The 20,658-nt window shown below is 65.2% G+C and carries 18 protein-coding genes; 11 read left to right on the top strand and 7 right to left on the bottom strand.

Annotated elements, in window-relative coordinates; genetic code table 11:
• Window positions 1-79: 79 nt before the first annotated feature.
• The 4 genes from IDT60_RS08930 to IDT60_RS08945 all read right to left on the bottom strand — a co-directional run bounded on the left by IDT60_RS08930 (window position 80) and on the right by IDT60_RS08945 (window position 3,758).
• The gene (locus tag IDT60_RS08930; RefSeq protein ID WP_191081643.1) at window positions 80-832 is read right to left on the bottom strand and encodes a maleylpyruvate isomerase family mycothiol-dependent enzyme; all 753 of its coding nucleotides are present in this window, start codon (window positions 830-832) and stop codon (window positions 80-82) included.
• Complete coding sequence (locus tag IDT60_RS08935; RefSeq protein WP_191081644.1) at window positions 832-1,653, bottom strand: fumarylacetoacetate hydrolase family protein; 822 nt, start codon at window positions 1,651-1,653, stop codon at window positions 832-834. The genes IDT60_RS08930 and IDT60_RS08935 overlap by 1 nt, the downstream gene beginning before the upstream one ends.
• Window positions 1,650-2,795 carry a cupin domain-containing protein gene (locus IDT60_RS08940; protein WP_191081645.1) on the bottom strand — a complete coding sequence of 382 codons (1,146 nt, stop codon included), beginning with the start codon at window positions 2,793-2,795 and terminating at the stop codon, window positions 1,650-1,652. The genes IDT60_RS08935 and IDT60_RS08940 overlap by 4 nt, the downstream gene beginning before the upstream one ends.
• A 117-nt stretch (window positions 2,796-2,912) precedes the next feature.
• The gene (locus IDT60_RS08945) at window positions 2,913-3,758 is read right to left on the bottom strand and encodes an IclR family transcriptional regulator (protein ID WP_223883933.1); all 846 of its coding nucleotides are present in this window, start codon (window positions 3,756-3,758) and stop codon (window positions 2,913-2,915) included.
• Window positions 3,759-3,806: 48 nt separating this feature from the next.
• Here IDT60_RS08945 and IDT60_RS08950 point away from each other — a divergent pair, with 48 nt between their 5' ends.
• The 6 genes from IDT60_RS08950 (at window position 3,807) to IDT60_RS08975 (ending at window position 9,297) form a co-directional block, all read left to right on the top strand.
• Entirely contained in the window at window positions 3,807-5,132 is a 1,326-nt protein-coding gene (locus tag IDT60_RS08950) for an aromatic acid/H+ symport family MFS transporter (protein ID WP_191081646.1), read from the top strand.
• Entirely contained in the window at window positions 5,125-6,375 is a 1,251-nt protein-coding gene (locus IDT60_RS08955) for an FAD-dependent oxidoreductase (protein ID WP_191081647.1), read from the top strand. Before IDT60_RS08950 ends, IDT60_RS08955 begins: the two co-directional genes overlap by 8 nt.
• A gap of 147 nt (window positions 6,376-6,522) precedes the next feature.
• Window positions 6,523-7,068, top strand: coding sequence for an HAD domain-containing protein (locus IDT60_RS08960; protein ID WP_191081648.1), 546 nt, complete (start codon window positions 6,523-6,525; stop codon window positions 7,066-7,068).
• Between the two features lie 154 nt (window positions 7,069-7,222).
• The gene (locus tag IDT60_RS08965) at window positions 7,223-8,476 is read left to right on the top strand and encodes an inorganic phosphate transporter (RefSeq protein ID WP_191081649.1); all 1,254 of its coding nucleotides are present in this window, start codon (window positions 7,223-7,225) and stop codon (window positions 8,474-8,476) included.
• Complete coding sequence (locus IDT60_RS08970) at window positions 8,473-8,694, top strand: hypothetical protein (RefSeq protein WP_191081650.1); 222 nt, start codon at window positions 8,473-8,475, stop codon at window positions 8,692-8,694. Before IDT60_RS08965 ends, IDT60_RS08970 begins: the two co-directional genes overlap by 4 nt.
• Window positions 8,695-8,736: 42 nt before the next feature.
• The gene (locus tag IDT60_RS08975; RefSeq protein ID WP_191081651.1) at window positions 8,737-9,297 is read left to right on the top strand and encodes a dihydrofolate reductase family protein; all 561 of its coding nucleotides are present in this window, start codon (window positions 8,737-8,739) and stop codon (window positions 9,295-9,297) included.
• Here IDT60_RS08975 and IDT60_RS08980 read toward each other — a convergent pair.
• Window positions 9,286-9,759, bottom strand: coding sequence for a hotdog fold thioesterase (locus tag IDT60_RS08980; protein ID WP_191081652.1), 474 nt, complete (start codon window positions 9,757-9,759; stop codon window positions 9,286-9,288). The genes IDT60_RS08975 and IDT60_RS08980 overlap by 12 nt on opposite strands.
• A 196-nt stretch (window positions 9,760-9,955) precedes the next feature.
• On the opposite strand from IDT60_RS08980, the gene polA reads away from it, so the two are divergent.
• The 3 genes from polA to rpsA all read left to right on the top strand — a co-directional run bounded on the left by polA (window position 9,956) and on the right by rpsA (window position 15,704).
• Complete coding sequence (gene polA / locus IDT60_RS08985) at window positions 9,956-12,598, top strand: DNA polymerase I (RefSeq protein ID WP_370590743.1); 2,643 nt, start codon at window positions 9,956-9,958, stop codon at window positions 12,596-12,598.
• Window positions 12,599-12,688: 90 nt separating this feature from the next.
• Window positions 12,689-13,975, top strand: coding sequence for a GNAT family N-acetyltransferase (locus tag IDT60_RS08990; RefSeq protein WP_191081885.1), 1,287 nt, complete (start codon window positions 12,689-12,691; stop codon window positions 13,973-13,975).
• 250 nt (window positions 13,976-14,225) lie between these two features.
• Entirely contained in the window at window positions 14,226-15,704 is a 1,479-nt protein-coding gene (rpsA, locus tag IDT60_RS08995; protein ID WP_164199925.1) for a 30S ribosomal protein S1, read from the top strand.
• Between the two features lie 132 nt (window positions 15,705-15,836).
• Here rpsA and IDT60_RS09000 read toward each other — a convergent pair whose 3' ends face one another.
• Complete coding sequence (locus tag IDT60_RS09000; RefSeq protein ID WP_191081653.1) at window positions 15,837-16,340, bottom strand: GNAT family N-acetyltransferase; 504 nt, start codon at window positions 16,338-16,340, stop codon at window positions 15,837-15,839.
• Window positions 16,324-17,013 carry a YigZ family protein gene (locus tag IDT60_RS09005; RefSeq protein WP_191081654.1) on the bottom strand — a complete coding sequence of 230 codons (690 nt, stop codon included), beginning with the start codon at window positions 17,011-17,013 and terminating at the stop codon, window positions 16,324-16,326. Before IDT60_RS09005 ends, IDT60_RS09000 begins: the two co-directional genes overlap by 17 nt.
• A 49-nt stretch (window positions 17,014-17,062) precedes the next feature.
• Between IDT60_RS09005 and coaE the strand changes: the two genes are divergently transcribed.
• Window positions 17,063-18,292, top strand: a complete 1,230-nt coding sequence (coaE, locus tag IDT60_RS09010) for a dephospho-CoA kinase (RefSeq protein WP_191081655.1) — start codon at window positions 17,063-17,065, stop codon at window positions 18,290-18,292.
• A gap of 64 nt (window positions 18,293-18,356) precedes the next feature.
• A complete protein-coding gene (gene uvrB, locus IDT60_RS09015) occupies window positions 18,357-20,456 on the top strand; it encodes an excinuclease ABC subunit UvrB (protein WP_164199918.1) in 2,100 nt (699 codons plus the stop codon).
• Window positions 20,457-20,658: the final 202 nt, after the last annotated feature.

A 20,658-nucleotide genomic window follows, 5' to 3' on the forward strand; every position in this document is an offset into this window, starting at 1 on the left:
CGGGATGACCCGCCGCTGTTCCGTTTTTCGATTTCTATGGGTGGCCCCGCTGATGGTGCGGTGACCCGGCGTTATCTGCTCAGATCCACTTGGGGGCTGCCGGGGTTTCGGCCAGCGGTGCTCCGTTGCGGGTGGCTGTGACGCCGTGGGTGCCGCGGCCGGTGGCCCACCGGACGACGCCGGGCAGGGACCCGGTGATGACCGTCGGGTTCTGTGCGCCGGAGTCCCCGAGTGTCTGGTCCGAGCCCGGGACCCTAATGGCCAGTCCGGTGTCGGTGCCGCGGGTTTTCCAGGCGCCGGTGATGTCCCGCAGGAGACCGTTGAGGACCGGCTCCGGGATGTCGGCGAACGTGGCTCCGTTGTCCAGGTCCACGGCGTGGGTCCAGACCTCGCGGCTGCGCATCCACACTGTTTCGGTAGCGGGGACTTCGCGGCCCTGGATGGTGCGGACCTTGTTGTACCAGGCCTGTTCGGGCAGGTCCCGCCATTCGACGTTCAGGTGCACGGCGGAGTGGTCAAAGAGGTTCCGCAGCGCGATCGGGGACAGGGTTGCCCCGAAGCTGATTTCTTTGTCCCGCACATCGGTGGACGCATACATGGGTGTTTCCACTCCTGTACCTGCCCATTCGATGAGCCGCGCGATGGCGCGGGCGTTGTAACCGATGTGCGCCGTTACGTGCCGGCGGTTCCAGCCGGCCAGCAGCGAGGGGCCGTCGAGTTCGTCGTCGGTGAGCTCGTTGAGCTTGCGGGCGAAGAACGCGGTCCCGCGGCGGGCCTGGAGCAGCGCTTCGAGCAGCTCCGGGTCCGTCGTCCGGTCCTGGCGGGCTACCATCAGGCTTCCTTGACCACGCGGTTGTTCAGCTGGCCCAGGCCCTCGATGGTGGTGACCAGGAGCTGGCCTTCCTGCAGGTAGCGCTTGGGGTCCTGGGCGTGGCCCACACCGCCGGGAGTGCCGGTGGCGATGACGTCACCCGGGTTCAGGGTGATGATGGTGGAGATGTAGGAGACCAGGAATTCCGGCGTGAAGACCACATCGTTGGTGGGGGTGGACTGCTGGACGTCACCGTCCACGGCGGTGATCATGAGGCCGCCGCTGAACTCGTCCTTCGTGACCAGGGCCGGTCCGAACGGGGTGGACTTTTCCCAGGTCTTGCCCTGCAGCCACTGGATGGTGCGGAACTGGTAGTCGCGCATCGACACGTCGTTCAGGACCGCGTAGCCGGCGATGTGGTCCTTGGCGTCGGCTTCGGAAATCCGGCGGCCCTTCTTGCCGATGACGACGGCGAGTTCGGACTCCCAGTCCACGGTGTCGGATTCCTGGGGGAGGGCCAGGTCATCGTTGGGGCCGATGAGGGACTCGGCGTACTTGGCGAACAGGGTGGGGTACTCGGGGACTTCCCGGCCCATTTCCTTGATGTGGTTGCGGTAGTTGTGGCCCACGCAGATGATCTTGCCCGGCGCGGGGACGACGGCGTCCAGGTCGGCGCCCTCGAGCGGGTGGGTCGCGCCGTTGGCTGCGGCCGCGATGGACTCCCACGCGGCGTCCTTCAGGAGCGCTCCGACGTCGGTGAACCCGTCGATCTCGGTCAGGGTGTCGCCGTCCTGGCGGACAGCCTTGCTGCCGTTTTCAGTGCGGAGTGTCAGGAGTTTCATGCGTTCTTGCGTCCTTCGGTGTAGGTGCGGTTAAAGTTCAGCCGTTCAAAGATGGGGGCGTCGCTGAAGCGGAACAAATCGAATTCGGTTTGCGTACCAGCGTCGGCCTGCAGGGACCATTCCTGCCAGGAGGGGACCACGAACAGGTCGCCCTTGGCCAGGGTCCTGGCCTCGCCGTTCAGGACCACGGTACCGGTGCCTTCGAAGACCTGCCAGACACTGGAGCCGACTTCACGCAACGGCTCGGTGAAGGCCCCGGCGCGGAGGCGGTGGAACTCGGCGCGGATAGTGGGCATCACGTCCCCGCCGGTCGTCGGGTTCGAGTACCGGACCGCTGCGTGGCCCTGGGACACGGTGGCCGGGTGGCCCTCGTCCTCGAGCAGGAGCTGTTCGGCCAGGGCGGCGTCGGTGTACTTCCACCGGTACGCGGCGATGGGGGAGTTGGTGGTGTCATCCAGGCCCGAGAGCGGGCGCAGGCCCGGGTGGGCCCAGAGCCGTTCTGAGCGGGAGATGTCAGGGGTGGCTTCGTCGGTGACGCGTTCGGTGCCGAATTCGAAGAAGCCGGCGTCGGCGTAGTGCACAAACGGGATGTCGAGCCCGTCGATCCAGGCCATGGGCTCATCGGTGTCGTTGTGGTGGCCGTGGAAGTTCCAGCCCGGGGTCAGCAGGAAGTCACCGCGGGACATCCGCACCGGATCCCCGTTCACCACGGTCCAGACGCCTTCGCCTTCGACCACAAAGCGGAACGCGTTCTGGGAGTGGCGGTGCTCCGGAGCTGTCTCGCGGCCTCCCAGGTACTGGATCGCGGCCCACAGCGTCGGGGTGGCGTAGGGGGTCCCGGCAAGGCCCGGGTTCGCCAACGCGATGGCGCGGCGTTCCCCGCCACGGCCCACGGGCACCAGGTCACCGGCACGGGCAGCGAGCGGGTACAGGTCGCTCCAGCGCCACACGTGCGGCACGGCCTTCGGCGTGGGAACCATCGGCATCAGGTCCCCGATCTCGGTCCACAACGGAATCAGGTTCTCGGTCTCGAAGTCCGCATACAGCTGCTCCAGCTGCGCCGCCTCTTCCGGCGTCGGCTCCGGTAAGGCGTGGCTGGCGGCCACAGATTCATGGGTCGTGTTCTCGGCGCTGATGGACACGTCGGCCTCCTTCAAGTTCAAAACGGTATTTCGGCGTAGTCAGACTCTACGGATGCCGCGTTGTGACCCCCAACATATTCTGCCAGCCAGAATTACATCCTTGGGGGTGGCTTTCCATTAGTCGGAATCAGCCGGGTTGGCGGCAATGTCGATCTCCAACTGCCGGCAGGTTTCCCGCAGCGCGGGGACCAGCCCGGCATCAAACACCTTACGGAAACGTGTTGCGGGAGTGGCAACACTCAGCGCACCAACGACGTGCCCGTGCCGGTTGTGCAGCGCCATCCCCAGCGCACTCACACCCTCTTCGGTCCCTTCGAAATTCGCGGCGAACCCGTTGCTGCGGATGGATTCAAGCTCCCGCAGAAATGCGGGGTACTCGGCGTCCGGGATCGTGTCTCCGCCGATTTCGGCGTTACTGCTGCGGAAGAGCTGTTCGATCATGGGGGGTTCGAGTTCGGCGAGCATCACTTTCCCGCCGGACGTTTTGTCGGCCGGCATGACCGTCCCTTGCCGGTCGCCGATCCGCAACACATTATTGCCCTCCACCGTTGCAAGGAAGCGCACTTTGGTTCCCACCCGCACCATCAGGTTCACGGTCTCGTTGAGCCGGGCGGAAAGCAGCTCCATGTGCGGCTGGGCCAGTGAACGGAGCAGCCTGGTCCAGGTCAGGCCCGCCGGTCCGACGCCCATGGCGGGACCCGGAACGTATCGCCGGGTCTCATCCTGGATGGCAAAACCCCGGTAGACCAGCATGGCCAACAGGCGGTGGGCGGTGGACGGCGCCACACCGAGCTCCTGCGCGGCATCCTTGAGGCGGAGAGTGCCGCCGTCGCGGAGGAGTTGCAGCAGCAGCAGGGCGTTGTCCACTGCCTCGATGGAGTAGGTGGGCCGCTTCTGCACCGGTTTCCGGGCGGACTTCAAAGGGCTGCCTGCTGCCGGCCGTGAGCTGGAATTATTCTGCACATCAGAATTGTATTGTGGTTCATCTTCGGCTGCCATGACAGTAGTGGGATGAATCACACACCTCCCGCTGCAGTGCCGCAACGGTCCTCACCGGGGACCGCCGGTCCGAGTACCCTGGACGGTCCCGTCACGAAGTTCTCCAAACGTTCGGCTGCTGCCGTCCTCGTCTGCTGGCTCCTGGTGGTCTTTGATGGCTACGACCTCATCGTGTACGGCACCGTCCAGTCCTCGCTGATCTCCGAAACCGGCTGGGGCCTGACCAAGGCCACTGCCGGAACCATCGGGTCCATGGCTTTCGTCGGCATGATGATCGGCGCGATCTTCGCCGGCCGGATGGCCGACTCCTGGGGCCGAAGGCGTACCATCCTCGGCTGCGCCGTCGTCTTCTCAATCTTCACCGTGCTCTGTGCGTTCGCCCCCAACGCAGCCGTTTTCGGTGCCCTGCGACTCCTCGCCGGCATCGGGCTTGGCGGCCTGGTTCCCTCTGCCAATGCGCTCGTCGCAGAGCTGGTCCCGGCCAAATGGCGGTCAATCATCGCTACCCTCATGATGTCCGGTGTGCCGATCGGCGGATCCATCGCAGCCCTCGTCGGAATCCAGCTCATCCCCGCATTCGGGTGGGAATCCATGTTCCTGGTTGCTGTCCTCGCGTTGCTGATCGTGGTGCCCCTCGGCCTGAAATACCTGCCCGAGACGCTGGTACCGGTCAGTGCAGCGGAGAAGGCTGCCCGCAAGGGAAACACGGGCGAGGAGCCCGCCGGCTTCTCCTCGCTGCTGCGGGCCCCATACCTGGGCGTCAGCCTGCTGTTTGCGGTAGCTACCATTGCCACGCTGTTCGCCTGGTACGGCCTGGGCACCTGGCTGCCGAACCTCATGCAGCTCGCCGGTTACAACCTGGGCTCTGCCCTGACCTTCGCCCTGGCCCTGAACCTGGGTGCGGTGGCCGGATCGGTCATCACGGCATGGGCCGGGACCCGCTTTGGGCCGGTGCCCACGGCCATTGCCGCCGCCGCCGTCGCCGCCGGTGCATTGGTCGTGCTGGTCACCGGGCCGCCGGTCGGCGTCGTCTACTTCATGCTGGTCCTCGCCGGGGTGGGTACCCACGGCACGCAGTGCCTCATCATTGCCGCCGTCGCGAGCCACTATCCGGGACACCTCCGGGGAACGGCGCTCGGCTGGGCACTCGGGACGGGCCGCATCGGTGCCGTCGCCGCACCGCAGATTGGCGGCCTGCTGCTCGCCGCCGGGCTCGGCGTCAACTCCAACTTCCTCGCCTTCGCCGGTGCGGCCGCCATCGCTGCGGTCCTGCTGGCCGCCGTTGGCCTCAAACTCAAGTCCAAAGTCGCTATCTCTGAAGGAGCAAACAATGTCTGAGCACGCCACATCCACCGATGTCCTCGTCATCGGAGGGGGGATGGCCGGGCTGGCCGGCGCCCTCGCACTGCGCGAGAACGGCGCGAACGTCACGTTGGTGGAACGCGCTCCGGAATTCGGCGAAGTAGGTGCGGGCCTACAGATGGCGCCCAACGCTTCCCGCGTCCTGGCACGCTGGGGCCTGCTGGAAAAAGCCCTGGAAATCGGTGTCCAGCCCAAGCACCTGGTCTTCCGCGACGCCGTCACCGGCGAGGAGCTCACCCGCCAGACGCTCGGCGGGGAATTCGCGGAGCGCTACGGCGCACCCTACGTTGTGATCCACCGCAGCGACCTCCACCGCGTCCTGCTCGAAGGCTGTGAAGCGGCAGGCGTCAGGCTCGTCAACGATGTCATGGTCGAAAGCGTCGAGACCGTCAACGGCCGGGGCGTGGCCCACACCGCCGCCGGCGTTGACTATGAGGCCGACGTCGTCATCGGCGCCGACGGACTCAAGTCCACCCTGCGGCCCCTCGTGGCCAGTGATGAGCCGGTTTCCTCGGCCTACGTCGCCTACCGCGGAACGGTGCCCATCACGGAGAACACGCCCAAGGCCGACCTCGAAGACGTCATTGTCTACCTCGGACCGGACTGCCACCTCGTGCAGTACCCGCTGCGCAAGGGTGAGCTGCTGAACACCGTTGCCGTATTCAAGTCGCCCTCCTTCGAACGGGGCGAGGAGCAGTACGGCGGCGTCGACGAGCTCGAGGCCGCCTACAAAGACTGCGTCCCGGCTGTCCAGCAAGCACTGAAGAACCTGGCCACGGGCATCCGCTGGCCCATGTATGACCGCGACCCGATCGAAAACTGGGTTGCCGGCCGCATGGTGCTCATGGGTGACGCTGCACACCCCATGCTGCAGTACCTGGCCCAGGGCGCCTGCCAGGCTCTTGAAGATGCCGCCGTGCTGCAGGATGTCAGCAACGGCACCGTCTTCACAGCCGAGGGCATCAAGCCCGACGCCTGGGATGGCGCCATCAGGGAGTTCAACTCCATCCGTGCAGGCCGTACCGCCCGCGTCCAGCGCACGGCCCGGGTCTGGGGCGAATCCTGGCACGTCTCGGGACTTGCCCGCACGCTGCGGAACCTGCTGTTCAAGAGCCGCAAGGACGGCGACTTCCAGTACAACGACTGGATCTACGGCCAGGATCAGCCGGGCACTCCGGAACGCCGGGAAGCTGTCCGGGCAGAGTCGCTCGCCGTCTGAGTCGTCCTGAGCTGACGGAAGGCCCGGCCGCCCCTGCCGGGCAGCCCGGGCAGCCACAGGATGTCCCTTGAGTAGGGGCTGCACGCAGTGAAACCATTGATGCGTGCAGCCCCTTCGTGGTTTAAGAATCCGTCCCGGTCCGCGGGTATGACACGCGACAGCGCGCCGGCGCCGGTCAGCCCGGTGCGGAACATCACCCTCTACCTGGACGTCGACGGCGTCGTCTGCCCTTTCGGGGCGACCGGCCGGACGCCGTGGGGTTCCGGCTGGAGCCTCGCGAATGCCGGCATGCTCGAAGTGGCCTACGCGGCGGAACTCGTTGACGGCCTGAACAGCCTTACCCGGCTGCCCGGGCTGCGCTGCGTGTGGCTGACCAGCTGGGAAGACATGGCCCCCCGCTACCTTTGCCCCGCCATCGGCCTGGACGGCCGCGGCTGGCCTTGCCTGATGGCTGAGGGGAACGGCACGGGAGAGGCCTGGTGGAAGCTCACTGCACTCCAGGAGGACGTGGCCTCCAGCGGTCCGGACGGGATCGTCTGGATTGATGACCAGCTGCGCTATGAACCGGAGGCACAGGCATGGGCAGCCTTCTTGGGGGCACGTATCCTGGTGATCTCGCCCGATCCGCGTCGCGGAATCTCGGCGGCCGAGCTGGACGCCGTCAGCGCTTTTGCCGCGAACCCAACGTTTTGACCTCATGCCCGGGCCGCGTACGATCGATAAGGTTTCAAGCCGGTCTGAGTTAACGGCGCAGGTCATTTCCCATGAACTTCGGGTGAATTATGCTGTGCAGGGCAGGCGGGGGTAACGGAACTGCTGAACGTCGACTCTGCAGATTGGGCAACAGGTGGATATCACCTTTATGGTGGCGCTGGTCATCGCACTGGCACTTTTTTTCGACTTCACAAACGGCTTCCATGACACCGCCAACGCGATGGCCACGCCCATCGCAACCGGTGCCATTAAACCGAAGACGGCTGTGACGCTCGCCGCAATCCTGAACCTGGTAGGTGCCTTCCTGTCAACGGAAGTGGCCAAAACGGTTTCCGGCGGCATTATCAAGGAAGGGTCCGACGGCGTCCTGATCACTCCGGACATCATCTTCGCCGGCCTGATGGGCGCCATCCTGTGGAACATGATCACATGGCTGAAAGGCCTGCCGTCAAGTTCGTCCCATGCATTGTTCGGCGGGTTGATCGGTGCGGCCATTGCCGGCATCGGCTTCCACTCCGTGAACCTGGAGACCCTGCTTCAGAAGGTCATCCTGCCGGCCATCTTTGCCCCGCTCATCGCCGGGATCGTGGCCTACATCTGCACCAGGCTCGCCTATGCGCTGACAGCCCGGCACGACCCCGAGACCGGCAGTAAACTCACCCAGAAGCGCGGCGGTTTCCGCACCGGCCAGATCTTCACCTCCAGCCTGGTGGCATTGGCGCACGGCACGAATGACGCCCAGAAGACCATGGGCATCATCACCCTGGTACTGATCTCCGCGGGCACCCAGACCCCCGGCTCCGGCCCGCAGTTCTGGGTCATTGCAGCGTGTGCCGTGGCCATCGCCGTGGGCACGTACGCCGGCGGCTGGCGCATCATCAGGACCATGGGATCGGGCCTTACCGAGGTCAAGCCTGCTCAGGGCTTCGCCGCGGAGACGAGCACGGCGTCGGCCATCCTCGCCTCCTCGCACCTGGGCTTCGCCCTCTCCACCACGCAGGTGGCCTCCGGCTCCGTCATCGGGTCAGGCATGGGCCGCAGGGGCACCACGGTGCGCTGGAACATGGTGGGGAAAATCGCTTTGGGCTGGCTGTTCACCCTTCCCGCCGCCGGGATTGTGGGCGCCCTGACGGCGCTCCTTGTGAAGACGGGCGTAGTGGGCGTGGCGATTGCCGCCGTTGCCGGCACGGCAGCGGTCCTGTTTATGTTCTTCTATTCCCGCAAGTCCCACGTGGGCCACCACAACGCCGTCGAGGTCGAGGAAGCCGGACAGACAGTCCGCTTCGCCAAGAAAAAAGCCCTCGCCCGCGCACGCGCCAGGGCAAAGGCCGAGGCCGAGGCCGCAGCCCCTGAAATGGCCGATGAACAGAAAGATACGCAGCGATGAAGTGGTTGGAACTCCTGACCGTAGGAGGCGCCACGCTGGTGGCGGCCGTGACAGTGGTTGTCCTGTACTCGCTCGGCGTCCGGCTCACTGCCATCGCCGGTGACGCTCGGCAGGCCTCACCGCGCGCGAAGCGTACCTTTGCCTACATCTGCTTTGGCCTCTGCGGCGTTGCAGTGCTGTTCGGGCTGTACCTGATCATCCCGTACTTCAGCGCCTAAGTACCCTTAGCAAGTCATCATCGGCACGGCTACGCTGGGTCCATGTCCAGGATCCAGTATTTTGTTGCGGCCTCCCTCGACGGCTTCATCGCCACAGCCAAGGATGATCTCGCCTGGCTGCTTGAGTTTGACGGTTTCGAGGGCGGCAAGGAGAGCTACGAGTCCTTTATGGACGGCGTGGGCTGCATTGTGATGGGCGGCGAAACGTTCGCCTGGCTGATGGAGCACGAACCCGGCAGCTGGCCGTACCCCGCCACGCCCTGCTACATCTTCACGCACCACGAGTATGCGGCGCCGCCCGGTTCAGACGTGACATTTGTCCGTGGACCGGTGCACGAATTCATCCCTGACTTCGAGGCCGACGCCGGCACCAGGAACGTATGGGTGGTGGGAGGCGGCAACCTGGCCGCGCAGTTTGCCGCGGCCGGCCACCTGGACGAACTCATTCTTTCGGTGATCCCGGTGGTCCTGGGTGACGGCAAACGGCTGCTGCCGCTGGAAGGCCCGACGCCGCCGCTTGAGTTGACGGCGTCCCGCACCATGGGCCGGGGCATCGTGGAGCTCCGCTACAACTTCGGCGCGGCGGACACCTCAGTCCGCTGACGCCGCGTTATCCCGCAGCATGTTGGTGATGCGGGCCGTGGAGAGGCGGCGGCCCGCGTCGTCGGTCATCACGATTTCATGCGTGGTCAGCGTCCTGCCCAGGTGGATTGCCGTGCAGGTCCCCGTTACGGTTCCTGCTGCGATGGCGCGGTGATGCGTGGCACTGACTTCGATGCCCAGCGCATGCCTGCCGGGCCCGGCGTGCATTCCGGCGGCGAAAGATCCCAGCGTTTCGGCAAGAACCACATGGGCGCCGCCGTGCAGGATGCCTGCCACCTGCGTATTGCCTTCCACCGGCATGGTGGCCACCGTCCGTTCGGGGCTCATCTCCAGGAAGTGGATCCCCATCTTCACCACCAGGGCGCCAATGCCCAGCGCGCCGAGCCAGTCATGGAGGTGCTCCGGGACACCCGCTGTGAGTAATTCCTCAGTGAACGGTCCGGGCGTGAAATTGTCCATCATGGGAACTAGGCTGGCACCTGTGAGTGAAACTACCAAACCGGCCCCCTTCCCCTCTGTTACTGCTGCAACCGACGCAGATGCCGCCCTGCAGGACATCACCGTCCCGCCGTCGGCCGGGGGCCGGGTTTCCGCTACTGAAGCACCCGTCATCCCCATTACCGACCAGCCGCGCCTACTGGTGCTGGACGGGCATTCGATGGCGTTCCGGGCCTTCTTCGCCCTCCCTGCGGACAAGTTCTCCACGGCCAACGGCCAGCACACCAACGCGATCCATGGCTTTACGTCGATGCTGATCAACCTGATCAAGGAACAGAAGCCCACCCACATCGCGGTGGCCTTCGATGTTTCGGATGAGACCACCCACCGCAAGGCCGAGTACAGCGACTACAAGGGGGGCCGCAACGAAACTCCCCGTGAGATGAGCGGCCAGATCGATCTCATCGACAAGGTCATGCAGGCCTGGGGCATCAAGACCATCAAACTGCCGGGCTATGAAGCTGACGACATCCTGGCAACGCTCTCCGTGCTGGGGGAGAAGGCGGGCTACGAGGTCCTCCTGGTCACCGGCGACCGTGATGCGTTCCAGCTCATCACGGACAACGTGTTTGTGCTGTACCCGCGGAAGGGCGTCAGCGACATTCCCCGGCTGGATGCGGAGGCCATCAAGGAGAAGTACTTTGTCACGCCCCCGCAATACTCGGATCTTGCCGCCCTGGTGGGCGAGTCCGCTGACAACCTTCCAGGCATTCCCGGGGTCGGCCCTAAGACCGCGGCGAAGTGGATCAACCTTTACGGCGGGCTGGAGGGCGTCCTTGAGCACATCGATGCAATCGGCGGGAAGGTGGGCGATGCGCTCCGCGAGAATGTCGAGGACGTGAAGCGCAACCGCCGCCTGAACCGGCTCCACACTGACCTGGAACTGCCGGTCACCCTGGATGACCTGGCCGAACCGCGGCCGGATGAGGCCGCCCTGGAGCAGCTGTTCGACGAACTTGAATTCAAGACCATCCGTGCCCGGCTCTTCGCCCTCTACGGCAGCGAGGAGCTGGAACCGGCTGAGCGCGAAAGCATCGACACACCCGGGTTCGTGACCCCCGCCAATGCAGCGGAACTCAGTTCTTTCCTTGCTGCCGGCAGCGGGGAACGCTCAGCGGTCGCCGTCGACCTTGTGCCCGGGCGCATCGGTGAGGACGCCGCCGCGCTGGCCATCGTCCGTGACGGCGCTGCCGTGTACATCGGCCTCGCCGCGCAGGACGCAGCCGCTGAGAACGTCCTCTCGGAGTGGTTGCGGAACGAGGCAGCTCCGAAGGTCATGCACGGCTACAAGGCGGCCCTGAAAGCCCTCTCCAGCCGTGGCCTGGGTCTGGAAGGCGTAGTGGATGACACGTCCATTTCCGGATACCTGATCCAGCCCGACCGCCGAACCTATGAGCTGGCCGAACTGGCACAGCACCACCTCAACATCAGCATTTCGGCCGAAACGTCCAAGGCCGGCCAGCTGGAGCTGGCGTTCGACGGCGACGACGCCGCAGCCGCCGGCGCCCTGGTGCAGGTGGCGGCAGTGGTCCAGGCCCTTAGCCGGCACTTCGAATCCGAACTGACCGAACGCAAGGCAAGCGACCTGCTCACCACGCTGGAGCTGCCCGTCAGCCGTGTGCTGGCCGACATGGAAACCGCCGGAATCGCCATCGACATGGCGCGGATGGACGAACAGCTCGCGGATCTGTCCAAGGTCATCGACAACGCCCAGGAGCTGGCCTTCGCCGCCATCGGCCACGAGGTCAACCTTGGCTCGCCCAAACAGCTGCAGACTGTTCTCTTCGAGGAACTCCAGCTGCCGAAGACCAAGAAGATCAAGTCCGGCTACACCACCGATGCCGCGTCGCTGAAGAACCTGCTGGAAAAGACCGGGCACGAATTCCTGGTCCAGCTCATGGCGCACCGCGAATCCTCCAAGCTGCGCCAGATGCTGGAATCACTCAAGAAATCCGTCACCGACGACGGCCGGATCCACACCACGTACGCCCAGAACGTGGCGGCCACGGGCCGGATCTCCTCGAACAACCCCAACCTGCAGAACATCCCCATCCGCAGTGAGGAAGGCCGGCGCGTCCGCGGCATCTTCGTAGTCAGCGAAGGCTATGACTGTCTGCTGTCTGCGGACTACTCGCAGATCGAGATGCGCATCATGGCCCACCTGTCCGGGGACGCCGGCCTCATCCAGGCCTACAAGGACGGCGAGGACCTCCACCGTTTTGTAGGCTCGAACATCTTCCACGTACCCACCGAGGACGTCACAAGCGCCATGCGCTCCAAGGTCAAGGCCATGTCCTACGGCCTCGCCTACGGTCTGACCTCGTTTGGCCTGTCCAAGCAGCTGGAAATCTCCGTGGACGAGGCCCGGACCCTCATGAAGGACTACTTCGACCGCTTCGGAGCCGTCCGCGACTACCTCCGCGGCGTGGTGGACCAGGCCCGCATCGATGGCTACACGGCCACCATCGAAGGCCGCCGCCGGTACCTCCCGGACCTCACCAGCACGGACCGGCAGCTGCGAGAGAACGCCGAACGCATCGCGCTCAACTCGCCCATCCAGGGATCAGCCGCGGACATCATCAAGCGCGCCATGCTGGGCGTCCACGCTGAGCTGGCCGCGCGGGGCCTCAAATCGCGGATGCTCCTGCAGGTCCACGACGAACTGGTGCTGGAAGTGGCCAAGGGCGAGCGGGAAGCGGTGGAGAAGCTCGTCACCGAACAGATGGGGTCCGCGGCGGACCTCAGCGTTCCGCTGGATGTCCAGATCGGCGTCGGTCCCAGCTGGTACGACGCCGGCCACTAGCCGGCGGGGCCCCGGCGGCGGGGGAGCGTTTGGCGTGTTGTTGCTGGCCAGGCGCCGGATTCATTGGTTAGGCTCGGCGGTGTGGCTGAACTGAGTGATGACTATGAAGTCCGGCGCTTCGACGCGGCAGCCAAAGGCGAACCCGGCTACCGCGAAGCAGCAACGTGGGTGAAGGCAGTCGCCTTCGGCTTCCACGAATCGACGCGAACGCCGGACCATGTCGCCGCGTCCCTGGAAACCTACCGGGCAGACCGCCGGATCCTCACCGGCGCGTACCAAACGCGCGGAGTCGCACCCGGATCCCTGCCGGCCGACGTGCCGGTTGCCACGTTCGGCACCCTCCGGAAAACCCTCAACATCGGCTTCGGGCGCATGCTGGAAACCCAGCTTGTCACCGCCGTGACGGTGCGGACCCCACACCGGCGCCGCGGACTCTTGCGCCGGATGATGTCCGAGGATCTGGCCATGGCCAAGCGTGACGGACTGGCAATGGCAGCCCTGACGGCGTCCGAAGGATCCATTTACGGGCGCTTCGGCTACGGCGTGGCCAGCTTCGAACGCACTGTGAAGGTGGACACCACCGCCCGGTTCATCCTCAACCACCAGGCTGTCGGCAGCGTGGACATCGCCGAGCCCAAGATCCTCCTGGACCTCGCGCCGGACGTTTTTGACCGCGTGCACCGTCTCACGCCGGGATCCATCGGCCGCCAGGAATGGTACCGGCAGCTGGCCTCGGGTTCCCTGGGCCGCGACGGCAAGGAAGACCCCGCGGTCAAGGTGGCCCTGCACTACAGCCCTGACGGCGACGTTGACGGGTACGTGTCCTACAAATTCCTGGGGTGGGACACTGAGCCGCACACCGTGCAGGTGGTGGATTTCCTGGCGGCAACTAATGAGGCGTATCTGGAGCTCTGGCAGTTCCTCGCGGCCATCGACCTCGTGGAACGCATCACGTGGGAGGAGGCGCCGCTGGATGACCCGCTCACGTGGGCACTGGCCGATCCCCGGTGCATCGACTCCTCGGACAGCAGGGACATGCTCTGGCTCCGGATCCTGGACGCGGTCACGGCATTGGAAGCGCGGCACTACCCGGTGGACGGGCGGCTGGTACTCGAGGTCCTTGACCCCCTGGGCCTCACGCCAGGAACCTACGCCATGGAGGTCAGCGGCGGTGAGGCCGCCGTCGAACGCGTTGAAACGGAGGAGCCGGACCTGACTCTGGATGTCTCGGCGCTGTCTTCGATCTATCTGGGCGCTGTTTGCCCCGTGACGCTGGCGGCGGCGGGAAGGCTCCGCGAGCACAATCAGGGCGCCGCCCTAAGGGCGCGGCAAATGTTCGCGGTGGAACGTGCCACGCACTGCCTGACCCACTTCTGACGACGTTCCGCGGCCGGGCGGCGTAGCCGGACCTGGAACGGCACGCGCCGCGGGCGCCACGCTTTGACCCGTGTTGGCCGCTGCGACTAGACTGAAACGCGCGTGTACTACGTGCATGTTCTCTAAAATCCACAGAATCAGGATGACCCGGCAGATCCATGCGGTCTGCCGCAACCTGTGCCTGCGTTCCATAACGCGGGTGCGGCGGTTTGCCTGACCGACTAACTATCCACAACGGAGCCCCTACTACATGACCATCACCTCCACCGAGAAGCCCGGTACCCCCGTAGTCGCGATTAACGACATCGGTACCGCTGAGGACTTCCTCGCAGCAGTCGACGCCACCATCAAGTACTTCAACGACGGAGACCTCGTCGAAGGTACCGTCGTCAAGGTCGACCGCGATGAAGTTCTGCTCGACATCGGTTACAAGACCGAAGGTGTCATCCCCTCCCGCGAGCTGTCCATCAAGCACGATGTTGATCCCGGAGACGTCGTCTCCGTTGGCGATCAGGTCGAAGCCCTGGTGCTCACCAAGGAAGACAAAGAAGGCCGCCTGATCCTCTCCAAGAAGCGCGCTCAGTACGAGCGTGCCTGGGGCGACATCGAGAAGGTCAAGGAAGAAGACGGTGTTGTCACCGGTACCGTCATCGAGGTTGTCAAGGGTGGTCTTATCCTCGACATCGGTCTGCGCGGCTTCCTGCCCGCATCCCTCGTCGAGATGCGCCGTGTGCGCGACCTTGCTCCGTACATCGGTCAGCAGATCGAAGCCAAGATCATCGAGCTGGACAAGAACCGCAACAACGTCGTGCTGTCCCGCCGTGCATGGCTCGAGCAGACCCAGTCCGAGGTCCGCTCGACGTTCCTCAACAAGCTGGAAAAGGGCCAGGTCCGTCCCGGCGTCGTTTCCTCCATCGTCAACTTCGGTGCATTCGTGGACCTGGGCGGCGTAGACGGCCTCGTTCACGTTTCCGAGCTGTCCTGGAAGCACATCGACCACCCGTCCGAGGTTGTCGAAGTTGGCCAGGAAGTCACCGTCGAGGTTCTCGAGGTCGACCTGGACCGCGAGCGCGTTTCCCTGTCGCTCAAGGCTACGCAGGAAGATCCGTGGCAGACCTTCGCCCGCACCCACGCCCTCGGCCAGGTTGTTCCGGGTAAGGTCACCAAGCTGGTTCCGTTCGGTGCGTTCGTTCGCGTCGAAGACGGCATCGAAGGCCTGGTTCACATCTCCGAGCTGGCAGTCCGCCACGTGGAGCTGGCTGAGCAGGTTGTCTCCGTTGGTGACGAGCTGTTCGTCAAGGTCATCGACATCGACCTCGAGCGCCGCCGCATCTCCCTCTCCCTCAAGCAGGCTAACGAGGGTGTTGACGCCGAGTCCACCGAATTCGATCCGGCTCTCTACGGCATGGCCGCCGAGTACGACGAAGAAGGCAACTACAAGTACCCGGAGGGCTTCGATCCGGAGTCCAACGAGTGGCTTGAAGGCTACGAGAACCAGCGCGCGGCCTGGGAGCAGCAGTACGCTGACGCCCAGACCAAGTGGGAAGCACACAAGAAGCAGGTTGCCCAGCACGCTGCCGACGACGCTGCAGCTGCAACGTCCGGTGACAGCGATTCCGGCACCACCAGCTACTCTTCGGAGCCTGCTGCCGAGTCCAACGCCGGTGCAGGCACCCTTGCATCCGACGAGGCTCTTGCTGCTCTGCGTGAGAAGCTGACCGGCAACTAATTGCCACTGGTCCGGGGTTTCCCGGACTGACACAGCAGGCCCCCGCCTTAGGCGGGGGCCTGCTGTGCTTAACCCGCCATCTGACTGGCAGCAAACGCACTCAACCGCGCGTTTGGGTGCGTTTAGTGCGAGTCAGTGTGGGAGTACGACGGCGGCACTCACGGCGCCGTCGTCGTCGTGCGTTAGAAGGGCTCCCGCGCCGCCCAGGATCCGCTGCGCGCCGATGTTGCCGGCGGTGGTCCGGGCAACGACCTGCAGCAGCCCGGCACTGCGGGCCTCCGCCAGAACCAGCTTCAGGGCGGCTGTACCGACGCCGCGGCCACGGAAACTCCGGCCCAGCCAGATACCCGTCTCCGCTGTGTTCAGGTCCGCGGTCCTCTTCAACCGGATCGAACCGGCCGGTGTCCCGTCGCACAGGACCGCCCAGCTCTTCTCCTGCGACGGTCCGTTGAGCCCGCCCGCGGCTGCCCGGTGGTAGGCGCGGAACCACTGACTCCGTTCGAGATTCCAGCCGGACCCGCTGCCCAAGGGCGGTGTCACCTCGTCCGGCAATGCATCATCCTGGGCCAGGTGCAGGAGCGTTTCCAGCATGGGTTCATCAACGTCAGCCAGGCGGACCTCAAGGGAGCGGGACATCGAGCCACTCTGTCCCGCCGGGCATAAGGTCCACTGTTCCGGCCGTGAACTGCAGCATGCGCTCCGCGGCAGCCTCGAGCTCCGCCGGGTCGTCAGGGATCGCCACGCGCAGGACCGTCTCCCGGGCACCATAACTGGTTTCTGCCATCACGAATCCCGCTGCCCGCAGGTCATTCTCCAGCCGGCCGGCAGCAGCGTGGGGCACGTGTGCGGCGCAGATCCGCAGCCGGCGGCGCCGGACCAGCGGTGCCTGTTCAAGGGCAGCGGACACAGATTCCGAATAGGCGCGTACCAGGCCACCCGCGCCCAGCAGGATGCCACCGAAATAGCGCACGACGACGGCGCTTACGTCGCTAAGGTCCGTCACCCCGGGGGCGGTCTCCCGCTTGAGGATCGCCTCCATCATGGGGAGCCCGGCGGTGCCGGAGGGTTCGCCGTCGTCATTGGACCGCTGGATGTCCCGGTCCGGTCCTACGACGAAGGCCGAGCAGTGGTGCCGCGCGTCGTGGAACTCGCGGCGCAGCCCGGCCACCAGGTCACGCGCAGTTTCCTCATTCTCAGCGCGACGCAGCACAGTAATGAACCGTGACCGCTTAATCTCGATCTCATGCCGGAAGGCAGGGCCGGGGGCGAGCGTGGTGTAGGACGTTGCCCGGCTCTCTTGCTCTTGCACCGCCCAAGTCTAACGAGGTCGTCGAGGTGTTGGGGGATAGGCTGGGGGAGTGCTCAAAATCGGGTTGACGGGCGGTATCGCCTCAGGGAAGTCAGTGGTCGCCTCGCGGCTGGCCGGGCTCGGTGCTGTCCTGGTGGACGCTGACGCGTTGGCCCGGGAGGTGGTGGAACCTGGTACTCCGGGACTCGACCGTGTAGTCGAGGCGTTCGGGCCCGGCATGCTTGACGCCGGCGGCCGGCTTGACCGCGCCAGTCTGGGCGCCCTGGTGTTTGGCAGTCCCGCCCAGCTGGCCGTGCTCAACGGCATAGTCCACCCGCTGGTCCGCGAGGCCGCGGCACGCCTCATCTCGCAGGCTCCGGCCGGGGCCGTCGTGGTCCAGGACATCCCGCTGCTGGTCGAGTCGGGGCAGGCCGCCCATTTCCATCTGGTGCTGGTTGTGGACGCGCCTGACGATGTCCGGGTCGCCCGCATGCTCGAACACCGGGGCATGACCCGCGAGGAAGCAGCCGCACGCATGGCAGCTCAGGCAGCGCGTGCTGACCGGCTCGCTGCGGCCGACGCGGTCCTGGACAACTCCGGTTCCGTCGACATGCTACTGGCGCAGGTTGACCGGCTCTGGAGCGAACGGCTGGTTCCGTTTGCGGATAATCTTCGCCGCGGTGTCAGGGCGGCCAGGGCCGGCGCGGCAGTCCTTTCCGCGCCGCAGGCGGAGTGGGCAGCGCAGGCCGGGCGGCTGGCGTCCCGAATCATGGCCGCCGCGCCGGACCACATCCTGGCTGTTGACCATATCGGCTCCACAGCGGTGCCCGGACTGGCGGCAAAAGACGTGATTGACCTCCAGGTCACAGTGGCAGACCTTGCAGCCGCGGACAGGATCGCGCCGCAGCTGGCGGCGGCCGGCTTTCCGGCAGTGCCGGGGGCCGGCTTCGATACTCCCAAGCCGGCGGACCCGGACCCGTCACGGTGGCAGAAGCGCTTTCACGCCAACGCGGATCCTTGCCGGGCCGTCAACGTTCACGTGCGCCCTGCGGGATCACCCGGCTGGCGTTATGCACTGCTCTTCCGCGATTGGCTCAGGAGCGACCCCCAAGCCGCCGCTCTGTATGGCGATCACAAGCGGGCCCTGACCGAACAGTTTGCCGGCACCAGGGGCACCCACGCCTATGCGGAGGCGAAGGAGCCGTGGTTCACGGAGATCGCCTGGTCGCGCATGGACGGGTGGGCCGCGCGCACAGGCTGGCAGCCGCCGTCGTACGTTTCCCGGACTCCCCGCACCTGAGCGGAAGTGTTCGCCGGTAACGGATCACGGCCTGGCTGTCGGTCCCCGGTTGTAGATTAGATGCATGAGCCTTGCGCAGGAGATCAACCGTGTTGTAGCGCCCTTCGAGGTCATCAGCGAATTCCAGCCCGCGGGAGACCAGCCCGCGGCCATCGCAGAACTGACGGAGCGGATCAAAAACGGCGAAAAGGACGTTGTCCTGCTTGGTGCCACGGGTACGGGTAAAAGCGCCACCACGGCCTGGCTGATCGAACAGGTCCAGCGCCCCACCCTGGTGATGGTCCAGAACAAGACACTCGCCGCCCAGCTGGCCAATGAATTCCGCGAGCTCCTGCCAAACAACGCGGTGGAGTACTTCGTCTCCTACTACGACTATTACCAGCCTGAGGCATACGTCGCGCAGACGGACACCTTCATCGAGAAGGACTCCTCCATCAACGAGGAGGTTGAACGGCTCCGCCACTCCGCCACCAACGCCCTGCTGACCCGCCGTGACGTCATCGTGGTGGCCACCGTGTCCTGCATCTACGGCCTGGGTACGCCGGAAGAGTACATCGCCGGCATGGTCACGCTCCGCAAGGGGGCGGAGATGAACCGCGATGACCTGCTCCGGAAGTTTGTCGCCATGCAGTACGCGCGCAACGACATGGATTTCCACCGGGGCACGTTCCGGGTCCGTGGCGACACCGTGGAAATCATCCCCATGTACGAGGAACTGGCCATCCGGATCGAATTCTTCGGTGACGAAATTGAGAACATCCACACCCTCCATCCGCTGACCGGGGAAGTGATCCGGGACGAAGAGGAGATGTACGTGTTCCCGGCCTCGCACTACGTTGCCGGTCCCGAGCGGATGGCCCGCGCCATCAAGCGGATCGAGGACGAACTGGCCGAACGGCTGCAGGTCCTGGAAAGCCAGAACAAACTCGTCGAAGCCCAGCGGCTCCGGATGCGCACCACCTATGACCTGGAAATGATGCAGCAGATGGGGTTCTGCAACGGCATCGAGAACTACTCGTCACACATCGACGGGCGGGCCCGTGGCACCGCACCGCACTGCCTCCTGGACTACTTCCCGGACGATTTCCTGCTGGTGATTGATGAGTCACACGTCACTGTGCCGCAGATCGGGGCCATGTATGAGGGCGACATGTCCCGGAAGCGGAACCTGGTGGACTTCGGCTTCAGGCTCCCGTCGGCCATGGACAACCGCCCCCTCAAGTGGGATGAGTTCCTGGAACGCGTTGGCCAGACCGTCTATCTCTCGGCCACTCCCGGCAAGTACGAACTGGGCAAGGCGGACGGCTTTGTCCAGCAGATCATCCGCCCCACCGGCCTCATCGATCCCGAGGTGGTGGTCAAGCCCACGAAGGGCCAGATCGACGACCTGCTCGGTGAGATCAAGACCCGGACGGCGAAAAACGAGCGTGTCCTGGTCACCACGCTGACAAAGCGCATGGCCGAGGACCTTACCGATTACTTGGTGGGCCACGGCATCAAGGTGGAGTACCTCCACTCCGACGTCGACACCCTGCGCCGCGTGGAACTGCTCCGCGAACTCCGGATGGGCGTCTTTGATGTGCTGGTGGGCATCAACCTGCTCCGGGAAGGCCTTGACTTGCCCGAGGTCTCGCTGGTGAGCATCCTCGACGCGGACAAGGAAGGCTTCCTGCGGTCCTCAACGTCGCTGATCCAGACCATCGGCCGTGCCGCCCGTAACGTCTCGGGTCAGGTGCACATGTACGCGGACCGGATTACCGACTCCATGGCCCACGCCATCGATGAGACCAACCGGCGCCGTGCCATCCAGGTTGCCTACAACACCGAAAAGGGCATCGATCCGCAGCCGCTGCGGAAGAAGATTGCCGACATTACCGATCAGCTGGCCAAGGAGGACGCCGACACCCAGGAGCTCCTGAACAACAACCGCCTGGCCAAAGGCGCCAAGCGGGGGAAGTCTGCGGCAAAGGGTGCCGCGCAGGTCCGCAAGGACGGCCTCGCCGCTGCGCCGGCCGAAGACCTCGTGGGCCTCATTGAGCAGCTCACGGAACAGATGCACGGCGCGGCCGCGGAGCTGCAGTTCGAAGTGGCCGCCAGGATCCGTGACGAAGTCAGCGAACTCAAGAAGGAACTGCGCCAGATGCAGGCAGCCGGCCACGCTTAGGAGACGGCGCGGCGTGCCGATCGGCGGACGTGTTCCTGAGCGAAGGGGTGCCTGCTGTACAGTTAAGGTCACGTAGGGGAGTATCCCAAGCGCTACGATCGTCAACACGCCAGGCATAGTTGCCTGGCCGGGCGTAGCGGGTCGCCGATTTCAGCACCAAGTGCACACAGGCCGGCCGGAGAGACTTACACAATTTCTTTGT

It is taken from the genome of Pseudarthrobacter sp. BIM B-2242 (assembly GCF_014764445.1).
Classification (GTDB): Bacteria; Actinomycetota; Actinomycetes; order Actinomycetales; family Micrococcaceae; genus Arthrobacter; species Arthrobacter luteus_A.